14 protein-coding genes are annotated in these 15,966 nt (G+C 72.0%); 8 read left to right on the top strand and 6 right to left on the bottom strand.

Features of this window, described 5'->3' with window-relative positions:
* Positions 1 to 129 precede the first annotated feature (129 nt).
* From QIT00_RS23235 to QIT00_RS23225, 3 genes are all read right to left on the bottom strand, one after another.
* Positions 130 to 732 (bottom strand): TIGR03086 family metal-binding protein, encoded by a 603-nt coding sequence (locus QIT00_RS23235; RefSeq protein WP_282537296.1) that lies wholly within the window; start codon positions 730 to 732, stop codon positions 130 to 132.
* 80 nt (positions 733 to 812) lie between these two features.
* A complete protein-coding gene (locus QIT00_RS23230) occupies positions 813 to 1,967 on the bottom strand; it encodes a hypothetical protein (protein WP_282537295.1) in 1,155 nt (384 codons plus the stop codon).
* Between the two features lie 34 nt (positions 1,968 to 2,001).
* On the bottom strand, positions 2,002 to 2,988 hold the full coding sequence (locus QIT00_RS23225; protein ID WP_282537294.1) for a 5-dehydro-4-deoxyglucarate dehydratase: 987 nt from the start codon (positions 2,986 to 2,988) through the stop codon (positions 2,002 to 2,004).
* A gap of 208 nt (positions 2,989 to 3,196) precedes the next feature.
* Between QIT00_RS23225 and QIT00_RS23220 the strand changes: the two genes are divergently transcribed.
* The 7 genes from QIT00_RS23220 (at position 3,197) to QIT00_RS23190 (ending at position 10,570) form a co-directional block, all read left to right on the top strand.
* On the top strand, positions 3,197 to 4,006 hold the full coding sequence (locus tag QIT00_RS23220; RefSeq protein WP_282537293.1) for an NAD-dependent epimerase/dehydratase family protein: 810 nt from the start codon (positions 3,197 to 3,199) through the stop codon (positions 4,004 to 4,006).
* A gap of 251 nt (positions 4,007 to 4,257) precedes the next feature.
* Positions 4,258 to 5,022, top strand: coding sequence for a DeoR/GlpR family DNA-binding transcription regulator (locus QIT00_RS23215; RefSeq protein ID WP_282537292.1), 765 nt, complete (start codon positions 4,258 to 4,260; stop codon positions 5,020 to 5,022).
* 46 nt (positions 5,023 to 5,068) lie between these two features.
* A complete protein-coding gene (locus QIT00_RS23210; protein ID WP_282537291.1) occupies positions 5,069 to 6,427 on the top strand; it encodes an ABC transporter substrate-binding protein in 1,359 nt (452 codons plus the stop codon).
* Positions 6,424 to 7,356, top strand: coding sequence for a carbohydrate ABC transporter permease (locus QIT00_RS23205; RefSeq protein ID WP_282537290.1), 933 nt, complete (start codon positions 6,424 to 6,426; stop codon positions 7,354 to 7,356). Before QIT00_RS23210 ends, QIT00_RS23205 begins: the two co-directional genes overlap by 4 nt.
* Complete coding sequence (locus tag QIT00_RS23200) at positions 7,353 to 8,201, top strand: carbohydrate ABC transporter permease (protein WP_282537289.1); 849 nt, start codon at positions 7,353 to 7,355, stop codon at positions 8,199 to 8,201. Before QIT00_RS23205 ends, QIT00_RS23200 begins: the two co-directional genes overlap by 4 nt.
* Positions 8,202 to 8,217: 16 nt before the next feature.
* Positions 8,218 to 9,210, top strand: a complete 993-nt coding sequence (locus QIT00_RS23195) for a zinc-dependent alcohol dehydrogenase family protein (protein WP_282537288.1) — start codon at positions 8,218 to 8,220, stop codon at positions 9,208 to 9,210.
* Between the two features lie 121 nt (positions 9,211 to 9,331).
* The gene (locus tag QIT00_RS23190; protein ID WP_282537333.1) at positions 9,332 to 10,570 is read left to right on the top strand and encodes a TerD family protein; all 1,239 of its coding nucleotides are present in this window, start codon (positions 9,332 to 9,334) and stop codon (positions 10,568 to 10,570) included.
* Between the two features lie 146 nt (positions 10,571 to 10,716).
* On the opposite strand, the gene QIT00_RS23185 is transcribed toward QIT00_RS23190, so the two are convergent.
* On the bottom strand, positions 10,717 to 11,079 hold the full coding sequence (locus QIT00_RS23185; RefSeq protein WP_282537287.1) for a cupin domain-containing protein: 363 nt from the start codon (positions 11,077 to 11,079) through the stop codon (positions 10,717 to 10,719).
* Between the two features lie 217 nt (positions 11,080 to 11,296).
* Here QIT00_RS23185 and QIT00_RS23180 point away from each other — a divergent pair, with 217 nt between their 5' ends.
* Positions 11,297 to 12,253: a DUF4073 domain-containing protein gene (locus QIT00_RS23180; protein WP_282537286.1), complete on the top strand. Its 957-nt coding sequence runs from the start codon at positions 11,297 to 11,299 to the stop codon at positions 12,251 to 12,253.
* A gap of 92 nt (positions 12,254 to 12,345) precedes the next feature.
* On the opposite strand, the gene QIT00_RS23175 is transcribed toward QIT00_RS23180, so the two are convergent.
* Complete coding sequence (locus QIT00_RS23175) at positions 12,346 to 13,926, bottom strand: TROVE domain-containing protein (protein WP_282537285.1); 1,581 nt, start codon at positions 13,924 to 13,926, stop codon at positions 12,346 to 12,348.
* Between the two features lie 521 nt (positions 13,927 to 14,447).
* The gene (locus tag QIT00_RS23170) at positions 14,448 to 15,893 is read right to left on the bottom strand and encodes an alkaline phosphatase PhoX (protein WP_282537284.1); all 1,446 of its coding nucleotides are present in this window, start codon (positions 15,891 to 15,893) and stop codon (positions 14,448 to 14,450) included.
* Between the last annotated feature and the right edge of the window lie 73 nt (positions 15,894 to 15,966).

Here is a 15,966-nt window from a genome sequence, read left to right as displayed (position 1 = left end):
AGGTGCCCCCAGACGGGCTGAATTCACGTGCCCCGACAGGGGCGCGGGGAACTGCGCGACCAGCCACGACGGCGCGGCAGCCGAACAACAGCTGCTGCAAGCTTTCGGGAAGGGGCGGGGTGGGGAAAATCAGGCCGCAGGCCAGTCGGGGCGGCGCCCCGCCAGGCCGACCACCTGGTCGAGGAGCGGGGCCCCGGCGGGCACCTCCAGCACCGGGCCGAAGATCTCGCCGCGATCCTCCGGCGCCCGGGACTGGTCCAGGAACCCGTACGTCACCGCGAGGCACTCCGGGTCCGGGGCGTAGTCCTGGCCGGTCGCCCGGGCCAGGTCCCAGCCGTGGACGACCAGCTCGTCGACCGCGACAAGCCCCATCACCTCCGCCGGCAGCGTCACCCCGCCCGCCCGCGTCTCCCCCTCCCACGCGGACGGATCACGCCACGCCTCCCCGAGCTCGCTCAGCGCGCCCCGCAGCTCGGCCCGCCAGTCCTCGCCGATGTCCGGGACGCCGCTGCCCGGGTCGGTGTCGGTGGTCGGCCCGAAGTCCTTGCGGGCGGCGTCCCGGAACGCGACGGCCAGCTGCGTGAGGTGGCCGAGCAGATTGCGTACGGCGTACTCCGGGCACGGCGTGGGATCGCCGAGCCGGCTGTCGTCGACCTGCTCGGCGAGGCGGGCGACGACTCGCGCCTGGGGCGTGAGGTCGGGCATGCCGTCGGTGGTCGTGTCGTCTGCCATCGCGCGCTCCTTGTTCCGGTCGGGTCTCCTCAGGGTGGACCGCCGCCGAGCCCCGGACTCATCGGTGGGCGCCGGACGGCTTACCTCCGCAGCGCCCGCCGTACCTCCGCCAGGTCCGCGTCCGACGCCAGGCCCGCGTGGTAGAGCCGCAGCTCCGTCGCGCCCGCGCGGGCGGCGCGTTCCGCGTCCCGGGCGAGGGTGCCGGGTGCGCCGCCCATGCCGCTCACCACGGTGAGGTTGGCGGCGAGGACCGTCCCCGGTGGGGCGGCCGCGGCGAACGGCGCGAGCAGGGCGGGCCCGCCCGTGCACGGCACCACCACCCCGTCCGCCACCGCGAGCACATGAGACGGCTCGACGCCCGCGTTGGCGCCGCAGTGGTACGGAACGGGGTCGGCGTGCAGCAGCACCTGGAAGCCCGCGGGCGCCGCCGCACGTACCGCCGCGCTCGCGTCCTCCTGCAGCGTACGGGCCGTACGGCCCCTGAACTCCAGGGTGGCGGCGGCGAGTTCGGCGCCCAGGAGCCGCTCGACCGTCGCGCCCTCGCCGGTCTCGCCGCGCCACACGGGCGCGAGGGCGTCGCGTACGGAGCGCGCGAGCCGCCCGGCGGACAGCCCGGCGTCCTCGTACCCCCGGGCGCAGGCGGCGCAGAAGCAGAGGGACATCAGGTACTGCGCGGCGTCCCCGAGGGGGACGCCGGAGGTCTTGTCGTGGGCGTGCAGATGGGCGAGCCCGTACCAGCCGCAGGACTCCAGCTCGGTGCCGAGCGCGCCGGGGCGCGCGGCGGAGTCGGCGGCCAGGGTCGTGACGTACGCGCGGACCTCGGGCTGCGCGATGCAGGGCGCCCAGGGGTAGCGGTCGCCGTAGGCGTTGACGACGGAGGTGTCCGGATGGTCGGCGCCCATACGGGAGTTGTGGGCGAGGACGACCCAGGAGTGGACGTCGAGCCCCGCGTCGGCGAGGGCGGCGGCGGCCTCGGCGAAGGCGTCGCCGGGCGCCCAGTCCCCCGCCGGGTACGGCCGCAGCCGCCGCCCCTGCCACGGCGGGCCCGGCGGGTGGAGTACGGCGGCGTGCGCGGCCGTGACGACGCGGTGGCGCGGGTGGCGGGGGGTGAGGGCGCGGGTGGAGTGGTAGGCGGAGGCGAGGATGACCTGCTGGACGCCGAGGTCGACGAGGCGCGCGGCGGCCTCCGGGTCGCCGTTCACGTCCCAGGGATAGAGGAAGGCGGACGTCTTCACGCGGCGCCGCCTTGGCCGGCAGGCGTCCCGTCGGTCAGCTCCGGGCGCGTTCGATGAGCTGGGCCAGCTGCTTGACCGTGCCCGGGTCCGGTTCGGTCAGCGGTGACCGTACGGGCCCGACGTCCAGGCCCCGCAGCCGCACCCCGGCCTTGACGAGCGAGACGGCGTATCCGCGGCCCGAGTCGCGCAGGGCGACCAGGGGCCGGTAGAAGCCGTCGAGGAGCTCGACGAGTAGCCGCTCGCCCTCCGGCGTACCGGCGTTCAGGGCGCGGTGGAAGGCCAGCGCGGTCTCGGGGGCGAAGCAGAACGCCGCCGAGGAGTAGAGCGTGACGCCGAGGGCGCGGTAGGCCAGCTGGGTCCACTCGGCGGTGGGCAGGCCGTTGAAGTAGAGGAAGTCCTTGTTGCCGGAGACCCGGACGGCGCTGATGATGCCCTGCATCAGGTCGAGGTCGCCGCGGCCGTCCTTGAGGCCGACGATCCTCGGGTGGCGGGCGAGTTCGACCACGGTGGCGGGGGTGAACACGGCGTTGTCGCGCTGGTAGACGATCACGTCGAGCGCGGTGGCGTCGGCGATCGCGGTGAAGTGCCGTACGAGGCCCGCCTGTTCGGCGGCGACCAGGTACGGCGGCAGGGCGAGGACGCCGTCCGCTCCGGCCTCTTCCGCGAGGCGGGCGTACCGCACCGCGAGGGCCGTGCCGTAGCCCACGCCCGCGACGACGGGCACGCGCCCCCCGGCCTCCCTGGCCCCTTCGGCCTCCGCTGCCCCTTCGGCCTCCGCTGCCTCCCCCGCCTCCTCGACGGCGGCGGCCACGCAGTCCCGGAACTCCTCGGGGGTCAGCGCGTGGAACTCGCCGGTGCCGCAGCAGGCGAAGACGGCGGCGCCGCCCGCCTCGATCCCGGCGCGCACGTGCGTACGGAACGCGTCGAGGTCGACCGCGCCGTCCGGCCCGAACGCGGTGACGGGGAAGAACAAGGGCCCGCTGGGGACGCGGAGTCGGGCGGCGAGCGGGGCTGACGTCACGGGCTCTCCCTCGCGATTCTGATCGCTGTCCACATTTCTGAACTCGACCACGCTAAGGCGGCGGGCGACGCCGGTCAGGGATCAGTAGAATCCGTCAACCACCCACTTCGGCGCCGGTCTTGACGTCACCGAGTCGCACTTCCCAGCTTGTCCGAGCATGTGAATGACTGTCTGTGCGTTTGTTTGCCTGTCCGATGGAGGAGAGTTCATGGCCGCGCCCCGCACCGTCCTGCTCACCGGCGCCGCGGGCGGCGTCGGCACGCTGATGCGCGAGCTGCTTCCGCGGTACGGGTACGAGCTGCGCCTCCTCGACCTGGTCCCCGTGGAGGGCGCGCCGGACGCGATCACCGCCGACCTGGCCGACAAGGACGCCCTGCGCGCGGCCGTCCGGGGTGTGGACGCGATCGTCCACCTGGCGGGCATCTCGCTGGAGTCCTCGTTCGAGAACGTCCTGCGCGCCAACATCGAGGGCACCTACCACCTGTACGAGGCGGCCCGCGAGGAGGGCGTGCGGCGGATCGTCTTCGCCTCCTCCAACCACGCCGTCGGCTTCACCCCGCGCCCGCGCCCCGGCGACCCGCTGATCCCGGTCGACACGCCGCGCCGCCCCGACACGTACTACGGCCTCTCCAAGGCCTTCGGCGAGGACCTCGCGCAGCTCTACTGGGACCGGCACGGCCTGGAGACGGTGTCCGTGCGGATCGGCTCCTGCTTCCCCGAGCCGACGTCGGTGCGGATGCTGTCGGTCTGGATGAGCCCGGCCGACGGCGCCCGGCTCTTCCACGCCGCGCTGACCGCGCCGGAGGTCGGACACACGGTCGTGTACGGCTCGTCCGCCAACTCCCGCCTGTGGTGGGACCTTTCGAGCGCCCGCGCACTCGGGTACGAGCCGCGCGACGATTCGGAGCGGTACGCGGAGAAGCTCGTCGCCGAGCAGGGCGAGCTGGACGACTCCGACCCGGACCACGCGCACCTGGGCGGCCCCTTCTGCACGAGCCCGCCCATGTGGCCGCGCTGACGCCCGAGCGGGCGCCCTGCCGGGCGGGCAGAAACCGGGCACAGTACGGGCACGAACGGTCACCCCCAGGGGGCTCCGCCCCCGGACCCCCGCTCCTCAATCGCCGGAGGGGCTCATTTTTGAGCCCCTCCGGCGCTTGCGAAGCGGGCACGTTCCGCCCCACCCCGGACATGCCCCCACCCCGCCCCGCCCGGTAGAACTTTCCTCAGGGCGCCCGAACGGGCACCCCCGTCCGAGGAGAGGAGCCACCCGTGAGTGCCGAGGAACGCCAGCGGGAGATCGTCCGGGCCGCCCGGCGCGCCGGCAGCGTCGACGTCACGGCCCTCGCGGCCGAGCTCGGCGTCGCCAAGGAGACCGTCCGCCGCGACCTGCGCGCCCTGGAGGACCACGGCCTGGTCCGCCGTACCCACGGCGGCGCGTACCCCGTGGAGAGCGCCGGCTTCGAGACGACCCTGGCGTACCGCACCACCATGCGCGTACCCGAGAAGCGCCGGATCGCGGCCGCCGCGGCCGATCTGCTCGGCGACGCCGAGACCGTCTTCGTCGACGAGGGCTTCACCCCGCAGCTCATCGCCGAAGCGCTGCCGACGGACCGCCCCCTCACCGTCCTCACCGCCTCGCTCGCCACCGCGAACGCCCTCGCCGAGGCGGCGAACGACACGACGGTGCTGCTGCTCGGCGGCCGGGTGCGGCCCGGCACTCTCGCCACCGTCGACCACTGGACGACCAGGATGCTCTCCGGCTTCGTCGTCGACCTCGCGTACATCGGGGCCAACGGCATCTCCCGCGAGCACGGACTCACCACCCCCGATCCCGCCGTGAGCGAGGTCAAACGGCAGGCCATGCGGGCGGCCCGGCGGCATGTGTTCGCCGGGGTCCACACCAAGTTCGGGGCCGTGAGCTTCTGCCGGTTCGCGCACATCGGCGAGTTCGAGGCGATCGTCACGGACACCCAGCTGCCCGCCGCCGAGGCCCAGCGCTACGCCCTGCAAGGGCCCCAGGTCCTCCGCGTCTGACCCGCACCCCCGCACACCCGCACACCCGCACACCCGAGGAGCGTTCATGCGAACCCAGAGCCGAAGGAAGCCGCGCGCCCCGCTCGCCGCGGCCGCCGCAGGCGCGCTGTTGCTCTCCGGCTGCTGGACCGGAGCCGGCGGGACCGGTTCCGGTGACTCCATCGACGTACTGATGGTCAACAACCCGCAGATGATGGAGCTCCAGAAGCTCACCGCCGCCCACTTCACGCAGCAGACCGGCATCAAGGTGAACTTCACGGTGCTCCCGGAGAACGACGTCCGCGACAAGATCAGCCAGGACTTCGCCAACCAGGCGGGCCAGTACGACGTGGCGACGCTCAGCAACTACGAGATACCGATCTACGCCAAGAACGGCTGGCTGCGCGAACTCGGCCCGTACGCACGCAAGGACACCCGCTTCGACCAGGGCGACATCCTGCCCCCGATGCGCCAGTCCCTCACCGGCGACGACGGGAAGCTGTACGGCGAGCCCTTCTACGGCGAGTCGTCCTTCCTGATGTACCGCAAGGACGTGTTCGCCCGGCACGGCCTGGACATGCCCGCGCGGCCCACCTGGCAGCAGGTCGCCGAGCTCGCCGCGAAGGTGGACCGCGCCGAACCCGGCATGAAGGGCATCTGCCTGCGCGGGCTGCCGGGCTGGGGCGAGCTGACGGCGCCGCTCACCAGCGTCGTCAACACCTTCGGCGGCACCTGGTTCGAGAAGGACTGGACGGCCCGCCTGGACAGCGAGGAGTTCAAGGAGGCCACGCGCTTCTACGTCCGACTGGTGCGCGAGCACGGCCAGTCGGGCGCCGCCCAGTCCGGGTACGCGGAGTGCCTCAACAACCTCACCCAGTCCAAGACGGCCATGTGGTACGACGCCACGGCCGCCGCGGGTTCCCTGGAGGCGGCGAAGTCCCCGGTCAAGGGCAAGGTCGGATACGTACCGGCGCCGGTCGTGCGCACGGAGTCCTCCGGCTGGCTCTACACCTGGGCCTGGGGCCTGCAGAAGGCGTCCCCGAATCCGGACAAGGCCTGGAAGTTCATCTCCTGGGCCTCGGGCAAGGAGTACGAGCGGCTCGTCGGCGAGAAGTTCGGCTGGGCCAACGTACCGGCGGGCAAGCGGGCCTCCACGTACGAGATCCCGGAGTACCGGCGGGAGGCAGCCGCCTTCCAGGAGGTGACGCGGAACGCCATCGCCTCGGCGCGGCCGCGCGACCCGGGCGTGCAGCCGCGGCCCGCGCCCGGCATCCAGTTCGTCGGCATTCCCGAGTTCACCGACCTCGGCACCCAGGTCTCGCAGGAGATCAGCGCGGCCATCGCGGGCCGCCAGTCCGTGGACAGCGCCCTGGCGACGTCGCAGCGGCTCGCCGAGAAGATCTCCGAGGAGTACGAGGGCCGATGACCACCACCACCGTCACCCGCGCGGCGACCGCGCCGCGCGCCGCCACTCCCCCGGTCCGGCTGCGGGCCTGGGCCACGCGGGCGCCGCTGCTCCCCGCTCTGGTCTTCATGATCGTGATCACCCAACTGCCGTTCGTGGCCACCCTGGTGATCTCCTTCTTCGACTGGAACGCCCTCTATCCCGAGGCCCGCGGCTTCGCCGGACTCGGCAACTACGCCGAGGTCCTCACCGACCCCGACCTGCGCCGCTCGGTCCTCACCACGATCGCCCTCACCGCGACCGTCGTCCTGGTGAGCCTGGTCCTCGGGCTCTGCCTCGCGCTCCTCCTCGACCGGCCGTTCCGGGGCCGCGGCCTCGTCCGTACGCTGCTGATCGCGCCGTTCCTGCTCGTGCCCGTGGCCGCCGCGCTGCTGTGGAAGCACGTGCTCTTCAACCCCGAATACGGCCTGTTCAACGGCCTGTTGAGCCTCGTCGGAGGGCCGCAGCCCGACTGGGTGTCGACCATGCCGCTGATGGCCATCGAGGCCTCGCTGATCTGGCAGTGGACGCCGTTCATGATGCTGATCCTGCTCGCCGGACTGCAGAGCCGCTCCCCCGAACTCCTGGAGGCGGCCCGCATCGACGGCGCCGGCAACTGGCAGATCTTCCGCCATATGACCCTGCCGCACCTGCGCCGCTACCTCGAACTCGGCGCCCTGCTCGGATCGATCTACATCGTGCAGAACTTCGACGCCGTCTTCACGATCACCTCCGGCGGCCTGGGCACCGCCAACCTGCCCTACACCGTCTACCAGTCCTTCTACCAGGCCCACGAGAACGGCCTCGCCTCCGCGGCGGGCGTCCTCGTCGTCCTCGGCTCCCTGGTCATCGCGACGTTCGCGCTGCGCGTGGTGTCGTCCCTGTTCCGTGAGGAGGTGTCCCGCGCATGAACGCGCCCCGCACGACCTTCGTTGTACGGATACGCCGCTCGGGCCTCGGCGTCCTCGCCTGGCTCGCCGCCCTCGCCTTCGCCCTGCCGCTGGCGTGGATGGGCCTGACGTCCTTCCACTCCGAGCAGGACGCGGCCACCAACCCGCCCTCCGTCGCCGCTCCCCTCACCCTCGACGGCTACCGCGAGTTCTTCGGCCTCGACGGCGGGGCGAGCCCCTGGCCCGCGCTGATCAACTCCACGGTCGCCTCGCTCGCCTCGACGCTGCTCGTCCTGCTGCTCGCGCTGCCGGCCGCGTACGCCCTGTCCATCCGGCCGGTGAAGAAGTGGACCGACGTCCTGTTCTTCTTCCTGTCGACGAAGATGCTGCCGGTCGTCGCGGGCCTGCTGCCGATCTATCTGTTCGCGAAGAACGCCGGGCTGCTCGACAACATCTGGCTGCTCGTCCTGCTCTACACCTCGATGAACCTGCCGATCGCCGTCTGGATGATGCAGTCCTTCCTCGCGGAGGTGCCGGTCGCCGTGATCGAGGCGGCGCGGGTGGACGGAGCGAGGCTGCCGACGGTCCTCGGCCGCGTGGTGGCCCCCATCGCGCTGCCCGGCATCGCGGCCACGGCCCTGATCTGCTTCATCTTCAGCTGGAACGAGCTGCTCTTCGCCCGGGTCCTCACGGGTGTGGTCGCCCAGACGGCGCCCGTCTTCCTCACCGGCTTCATCACCAGCCAGGGCCTGTTCCTGGCCAAGGTGTGCGCCGCGTCCCTCGTCATCTCGCTGCCGGTGCTCGCCGCCGGTTTCGCCGCCCAGGACAAGCTGGTCCAGGGCCTGTCGCTAGGAGCCGTGAAATGAACCCGGGAGCCGCCCTATGAAGGCAGCCGTCATCGAGTCCGTCGGCAAGGTCACTGTCTCCGAGGTCCCGGACCCCGCGCCGGGCCCCCGCCAGGTGGTCGTCGAGGTCGCCGCCTGCGGCCTGTGCGGCACGGATCTGCACATCCTCCAGGGCGAGTTCGCGCCCTCCCTGCCGATCGTGCCGGGCCACGAGTTCGCCGGTGCGGTCGTCGGCCTCGGCAGCGAGGTGACCGAGCTGCGGATCGGCGACCGGGTGGCGGTCGACCCGTCGCTCTACTGCTACGAGTGCCGCTACTGCCGTACCGGCCACAACAACCTCTGCGAGCGCTGGGCGGCGATCGGCGTCTCCACCGCGGGCGGAGCCGCACAGTACGCGGTGGCCCCCGTCGCCAACTGCGTCCGCCTGCCCGAGCACGTCCGCACCGCCGACGCCGCCCTGATCGAACCGCTCTCCTGCGCGGTACGCGGCTACGACGTGCTGCGCGCCCGCCTCGGCGCCCACGTCCTGATCTACGGCTCCGGCACCATGGGCCTGATGATGCTGGAGCTCGCCAAGCGCACCGGCGCGGCCAGCGTCGACGTCCTCGACGTCAACCCCGAACGCCTCGCCACCGCACGGCAGTTGGGCGTCACGGGCGCGGCCACGAGCGCCGACGAGCTTGACCGGCCGCAGGGCTGGGACATCGTGGTCGACGCGACCGGCAACGGCGCCGCGATCCAGGACGGCCTGGACCGGGTCGCCAAGGCGGGCACGTTCCTGCAGTTCGGCGTGGCCGACTACGCGACGACGGCGACGATCAGCCCGTACCGGATCTACAACCAGGAGATCACCATCACCGGATCGATGGCCGTCCTGCACAGCTACGAGCGGGCGGCGGAGCTGTTCGCCGGGGGCGTGCTCGACCCGGAGGTGTTCATCAGCGACCGTCTCCCGCTCTCCCGCTACCCGGAGGCGCTCGACCACTTCGCGTCCGGGGCGGGGCGCAAGACGGTGGTCGTACCGGACTGATCCGTTCCGGGGGCCGTGGCCCGTGACCCGCGAGGGTCACGGCTCCGCATCGGGCCGGTGAAACCTGCCGGAGTAAGGGAACGGTAAAGCGGGGTCGTTCGTTACCTGGGGCATGACAGCTATGACCCCCGGCTCGAACATCCCTCTCTCCGCCGCGCGCGTGACGGTGGACGTCGCCGCCCCGGTGCGGCTCGACGTATCGGGCCTGCTGCTCACCGCCGACGGCAAGGTGCGCTCCGACGACGACTTCATCTTCTACAACCAGCCCTCGGGCCCCGGTGTCACCTATCGCTCGGGCGGCGGCTCCGCGCCCGACGCGATCACGGTGGACACCTCGGCGGTCCCGGCGGGCATCGAGAAGATCGTCGTCACCGCGAGCCCGGACGCCGCGGGCCAGACCTTCCAGGGCGTCGAGCCCACGGCCACCATCCGGGACGCGGACGGCGGCGCCACCCTCGCCACCTTCACCCCGCCGCAGCTCGGCGCCGAGACCGCGCTCGTCGTCGTGGAGATCTACCTCCGCAACGGCGCGTGGAAGGCCCGCGCGGTCGGCCAGGGGTACGCGAACGGCCTCGCCGGCATCGCCACCGACTTCGGCGTCTCCGTCGACGAGGAGCCGGCCGCCCCCGCCGCCCCGGTCGCCGCGCCCGTCCAGACCCCGCCGCCCGCTCCCGCGGCCCCGCCCGCCCCGTCCGCGCCCGAGCCCGCGCGTGCGATGGCGCAGACGCCTCCGCCGCCCGCTCCCCCGGCCCCGGCCGGCGGTCCGAACGCCCCCGGCACCGGCAAGATCAACCTGGACAAGGGCCGCGTCAGCCTGCAGAAGAACCAGACGGTGTCCCTGGTCAAGGGCGGCAAGCCGCTGCTCTCGCAGGTCAAGATGGGCCTCGGCTGGGAGCCCGCGTTCCGCGGCAAGGACATCGACCTGGACGCCTCGGTCATCGCGTACGGCCCGAGCCGCAACCACGTCGACAGCTGCTACTTCGGCAAGCTCGCCATCCTCAACGGCGCCATCAAGCACTCCGGCGACAACCTCACGGGTGAGGGCGGCGGGGACGACGAGGTCATCGTGGTCGACCTCGGCCGCCTCCCGCAGGAGGTCTCCGGCCTGGTCTTCACGGTGAACTCGTTCTCGGGCCAGAAGTTCAACGAGGTCGCGAAGGCCTACTGCCGCCTGATCGACGCCGCCACGAACGAGGAGCTGGTCCGCTTCGACCTGACCGGCGCCGAGCCGCAGACCGGCGTGATGATGGCCAAGCTGATCCGCCAGTTCTCCGGCGAGTGGGAGATGACGGGCATGGGCGAGTTCGTGAAGTCCCGCACGGTCCGCGGCATGGTGAAGCCCGCGGCGCAGGCGCTCTAGCCGCACGCAGGCAGCCGTACGCAGGCAGCTGTACGCAGGCATCCGTACGCAGGCATCCGTACGCAGGCAGCCGTGCGCGTCAGGGCGGTCACGAAAGCGTGGCCGCCCTGTCGTGTGCCCCGGGGAAGCCCGGTCGGGCGGCCGTTTCAGCTCGACGGCTTCGCGTAGTCCTGCGCCATACCACCGGCGAAGTCGTACAGCACGACCTGATCGTCACCGACGACCCACGCATCGTGCCCGGGCGGCAACACGAAGACATCGCCCGGTCCGACCTCGGCCTCCGCACCGTCGTCCATCCGGATCCGCATCCGGCCCTGTACGACATAGCCGTTGTGGTGGATCTGGCAGCTGTCGGTCCCCGCGAGCGGGGCCACGGACTCGGACCAGCGCCAGCCGGGCTCGAAGGTGCCCACGGCGAAGTCGAGCCCTGTCAGATGGACCGCTTCGAGGTGACCGCGCGGGAAGTCCCGCCGCTCGTCCGGCTTCTCCACCGCCTTGACCTCGATCATGATCACGCCCTCCGTTCTGCTCGTACGGACGTCACGGAGTCGGTCGTCGTCGGCGCGGCCGCGCCCGCGGCCGGCCCCTCCCTTCCATCGTCCGCCTGCCGACCGGGCGCCGCATCCGTTGCCGGTGCCGCCCCTCCGCGGCTCCTCGCGGCGAGTCCAACAACCCGCAACGTTCCGTCCAACGACCCTTCACCCAGGGCGAGTTACCTTGCCGCCCATGACTCCCCCCACCCGCAGAAGCATCCTCACGGCGGGCGGTCTCGCGCTCGCCACGATTCCGCTCGGCGGGCTCACCGCCGCGCAGGCCGCCGCCCGCCCCCGACCCGCCGCGGCCGCGACCCTCGACGTGATCAGCGACGTCCAGGGCGATCTGGCCGACCTCGGCCGCGCCCTCGACAACCTCGCCGCACTCGGCCGCTCCGACGCCCTGGTGATCGCCGGTGACCTGGTGGCGCAGGGCACGCAAGCGCAGTACGAGGATCTGTACGGGACCCTCGCCGACCACAGCCACCCGGACCGGGTGCTCGCCGCCCTCGGCAACCACGAGCAGTACAACGCGGACCCGTTCGACACCCAGGTCAAGCGGTTCCTGCAGTACACGGGCATGCCGGACGTGTACTCGCAGACCACGGCCGCCGGGCTGCCGCTGCTCTTCATCGGGACCACGGCGCCCGCCGTGAACGGCACCAGCCCGCCGTTCGTCACCCTGGGCGCCTCCCAACTCGACTGGCTTGACGGCGCGTTGGCGGCGCACGCGGACCAGCCGCACGTCCTGGTCTTCAGCCACCACGTACTGCCGGGCACCGTCTCGGGTACGACGGGTCCTGACGCGGCGCGCTTCTACGACCAGGACTTCGTGGACGAGACCGAGCTGCTGACCATCCTCGGCCGCCACCCCAACGTGGTGTTCTTCTCCGGCCACACCCACTGGGACCTGAACCGCGACGACTGGGCCGCGAAGAAGGTCGTGGAAGGCGGCGACCCCGCCGGGTTCACCGTGGTCAACACCGGCTTCATCCAGACCATGTTCGGCCCGGACGGCAACGGCGGCGAGGAGGCGCTGTCCGGCGCCGAGTCGCAGGGCCTCCGGCTCCTGGTCGGCGAGGGCGGTGAACTCACCGTCGAATCAAGGGATTTCCGGCGAGACAAGCTGATCCGCAGCCTCACCCTCTGACGCGCGGCGCACAAGCCGAGGGCCCGTCCCGCCCCCCCCCCGTGGCGGGACGGACCCCCGTGGCCGGACGGACCCTCGTCGTCAGGCATCGCTCACGCCACCCACGGCCAGTCCGCGTCCCGGCCCCGCTCAAGGAGCGGAACCATGCGGAAGGCCGCGTCCGAGAGCCCGCCGAACGTGTGCCTGTTCAGCTTGCCCGACTCGCCATGGCCCGCGCGGTAGCCCGCGAGGTTCCAGGTGTAGACGGGCACGTCCGCCGGGACCTGCTCGGTCGGGTCGCCGAGCGCGCTGTACGCGTACTGCTCGTCGGTGACGATCAGCACCCGGTCGTGGCCGCCGTAGAATCGGCGTACCGCCGTGGTCGTGTCGGTGCCGCCCAGGTCTCCGAAGCGCTCCAGGACCTTGAGGACCGACTCGCCCTTGCGGCACGTCACCGAGGAGCTGGTCGAGCCGAACTGCACCAGCTCCGCCGACTCGGCCCGCATCGCGAGCGCCGTACCGAAGATCGCGGCGGCGTCGGCCCGGTTGAGCTCGGAACGCTCCGACAGGCGGCCCCACATCGACCCGGACCGGTCGACGAGGATCAGGGTGCGGCCGGGCAGCGCGGGCACGTTGGCCAGCGAGTGCCCGAGCGCCCGCTCCAGCGGGTAGGCCCAGCGCAGCGACGGTGCGTGCTGGTACGCGGCCAGGTACCGGAACGGGAACTGCCGCGAGCGCGCCACCTCGGCCGGGTCGGAGATCTTCGCCGCGACCCGCTGCGCGACCTCGTCCGAGACCCCGGCCTCGTCGAAGTTCCGCAGGTTCCGTACGAGCGCCATGGCGCCCATGGATGGAATCACGGCCTCCCACGCGGCCTTGTCCATCGGCCCCTGCAGCCAGCCCGCGAGCGCCTCCCAGGTGATCCCGGCCGCGGCGAGCCGCTCGGGCCCGTCGGGCGCGGTGACCACGGCGCGCCGCTCGGCGACGGGCAGCGCCATCAGCGCGCGGTGCGCGGCGAGCACCGGCACCGAGGCGGGCGGCACGGCCGTGTCCGGGTTGTGCCGCCGGTCGAGCGCGTACTGGAACAGGTCGCCCTGCCACGGCTTGTCCGGGTCGGGCGCGGCGTGCACGAGGTTCAGGATGTCGCCGAAGCGGTAGCCCTTGCTCGAAGTGTCGTACTTGAGCAGCGACTTGCCGTGGTAGAGCCGGCGCACCGCGTCCGCGACGCCGCGCTTGACGGGCTTCGGAACGGCGCGGCCGTACGTCGCGGTCCAGTAGCCGAGCAGCTCTCCGGGCTCGTCCGGGCGGCGCAGCACGGAGGCGATGACCTGCCGGTTCGACGGGCCGTCGGACACCCCGGCGTCCAGGCGGGCCTTGACGTACTCGGCGGCGCCGACGAGGGCGGCGGTACGCAGGTTGCCCTCGCCGCGCAGCCAGGCGAGCAGGCCCGCGGTCCACTCCGGGTCCTCGATCGCGAGACGGCGCACCAGCCGCGCGAAGCGGTCGTCGCGCGCGGCGCCGTCCTCGTAGAAGGTCTGCTGGGCCACGAAGTTGGCGATCGACAGAAGGAAGAGCTCGGAGCGTGCGTCCCGCTCGGTACCGCGTCCACCCTCGTACGTACGGAGGGTGCGGCCGGTGGACGTCACGCGCGAGGTGCCGCGCGGGCCGGAGTTGCGGGTGTTGAAACGCGCCATGAGAATTCCCCCGAATTCAATGCGTGAGAGATCGTAAGAGAGATACGGAATCAGGGGGAGGCTGACGGCACGGCAGAGCCCGAGTTCAGAAGCGGCGACGGACTATCCGAATGCTCTACCCAGTTGAGCTACACCGACCCGGAGTCGATGACGGGACTCGAACCCGCAACCCTTCGATCAAAGAAGTAACCGTTGCCTACGCACCGGGCTCACCGATGCCTTGGCCTCCCGAGTTCAAGAGTGGCGGCGGCGTGAATTCTTGAGAGGAAGTAGCCGCAGCCCGCGCACCGGGAGGTGCAGGACATGCATGAAGTTGTGGTGTCCAGAGTTCAGGCCGGCGGAACCGACATTAGGTGCTCTGGCCCCTGAGCTACACCGGTATGAGTACCGGCGGCGGGATTCGAACCCGCGACCTCCCCGTTATCAGCGGAAGTAGGTCCTGCCTTCGCACCTGGACGAGAATTACCTTAGGAGGAACGGCAGTCGGGGCGCCAAGGGTTTTTCGCCGGGACGCATCCGGCTCAGCGGGGCTGGCGCTTCCACGGCCCCGTGATGGCCAGCATGATGCCCGGCTCCTGGATGTTGGCGTACAGCGTGCGCCCGTCGGGCGAGAAGACGACGCCGGTGAACTCGCTGTACTCCGGCTCCGCATCCGTACCAATGTTGAGGTCGTTGCGCGCGATCGGATACGTGCGGCCGCGGTCCGTGGCGCCGAAGAGGTGCTGCACGCCCTCGCCGTCCTCGGAGATGATCAGGCCGCCGTACGGGGAGACCGTGATGTTGTCCGGGCCGTCGAACGCGCCGTCCTTCGAGGGGTCCGGGTTGACGCCGAGGAGGACCTTCAGGGTGATCGTCCGGCGGCGCGGGTCGTAGAACCAGACCTGGCCGTCGTGCGGCTTGCCGGGGCTCTCGTCGCGGGCGTACGAGGAGACCAGGTACGCGCCGCCGTCCGCCCACCACATGCCTTCGAGCTTGCGGCCACGGGTGACCTCGTCGTCGGCGAACTGCTGCCGTACGGGGGTGGTGCGGGCGTCGCGGTCCGGGACGTCGACCCAGTCCACGCCGTACACGGTGCCGATCCTCGTGGCGCGGGAGAGGTCGTCCACGAACCGGCCGCCGGAGTCGTAGCACTGGGGCGCCTGCAGCACACCGGCTCCGTCGGCCAGGGTGCGGAGCTTGCCGCGGCCGTGCTCGAAGCCCTTCGGCGGGACCCAGCGGTAGAACAGGCCGTTGGGCTCGGCGTCGTCCTCGGTGAGGTAGGCGTGGCCGCGCTTCGGGTCGATGACGACGGCCTCGTGGTCGTAGCGGCCGAAGAACTTCAGCGGCTCGGGGTGGCGGTTGGCGCGGCGGTCCAGGGGATCGACCTCGAAGACATAGCCGTGGTCCTTGGTCATGCCGTTCTCACCGGCCCGGTCGGAGTTCTCCTCGCAGGTCAGCCAGGTGCCCCAACGGGTGCGCCCGCCCGCGCAGTTGGTGGACGTACCGGCGATCCCGACCCACTCGGCCACCTCGCCGCCGCGGCGGACCTCGACGACCGTGCAGCCGCCGGCCGCGGCCGGGTCGTACACGAGCCCTTCGGTGAGCGGCACCGGGTGGTCCCAGTCGGCGCGCGGGCCCTTCAGCTCGTGGTTGTTGACGAGCAGGGTGGCGCCGCGCGGGCCCTCGAAGGTGGCGGTGCCGTCGTGGTTGGAGGGCGTGAACTCGCCGGTCTCCAGGCGGGTCTCGCCGGTGCGGGTGATGACGCGGTACGAGAACCCGGCGGGCAGGGCGAGGATTCCGGCCGGGTCGTCGATCAGCGGGCCGTAGCCGGGGCCGTCGTCCTTCGCGGTCGCCTCCGCGGTCTCAGCGGCGTCCTGGGTGGCGAGGGCTCCGTCGGTGGTGGCGAGCACCCCGGCGGTGCCGACGACGGCGACCCCCGCTCCGGCGACGGCGGAGCGTCTGGTGAATTCCCTGCGGCTGAGCGGCATCGTCTCTCCCGAAGCGGTGGATCCAGGTGTGTCCGAGCGGGGTGGCTGCGGGCTCAGGGTCACGGCCGCGTAT

Source organism: Streptomyces luteolus (assembly GCF_029968015.1).
Classification (GTDB): domain Bacteria; phylum Actinomycetota; class Actinomycetes; order Streptomycetales; family Streptomycetaceae; genus Streptomyces; species Streptomyces luteolus.
Note: the sequence above shows the minus strand (reverse complement) of the source record. Positions and strands in the feature narration are given on the sequence as shown.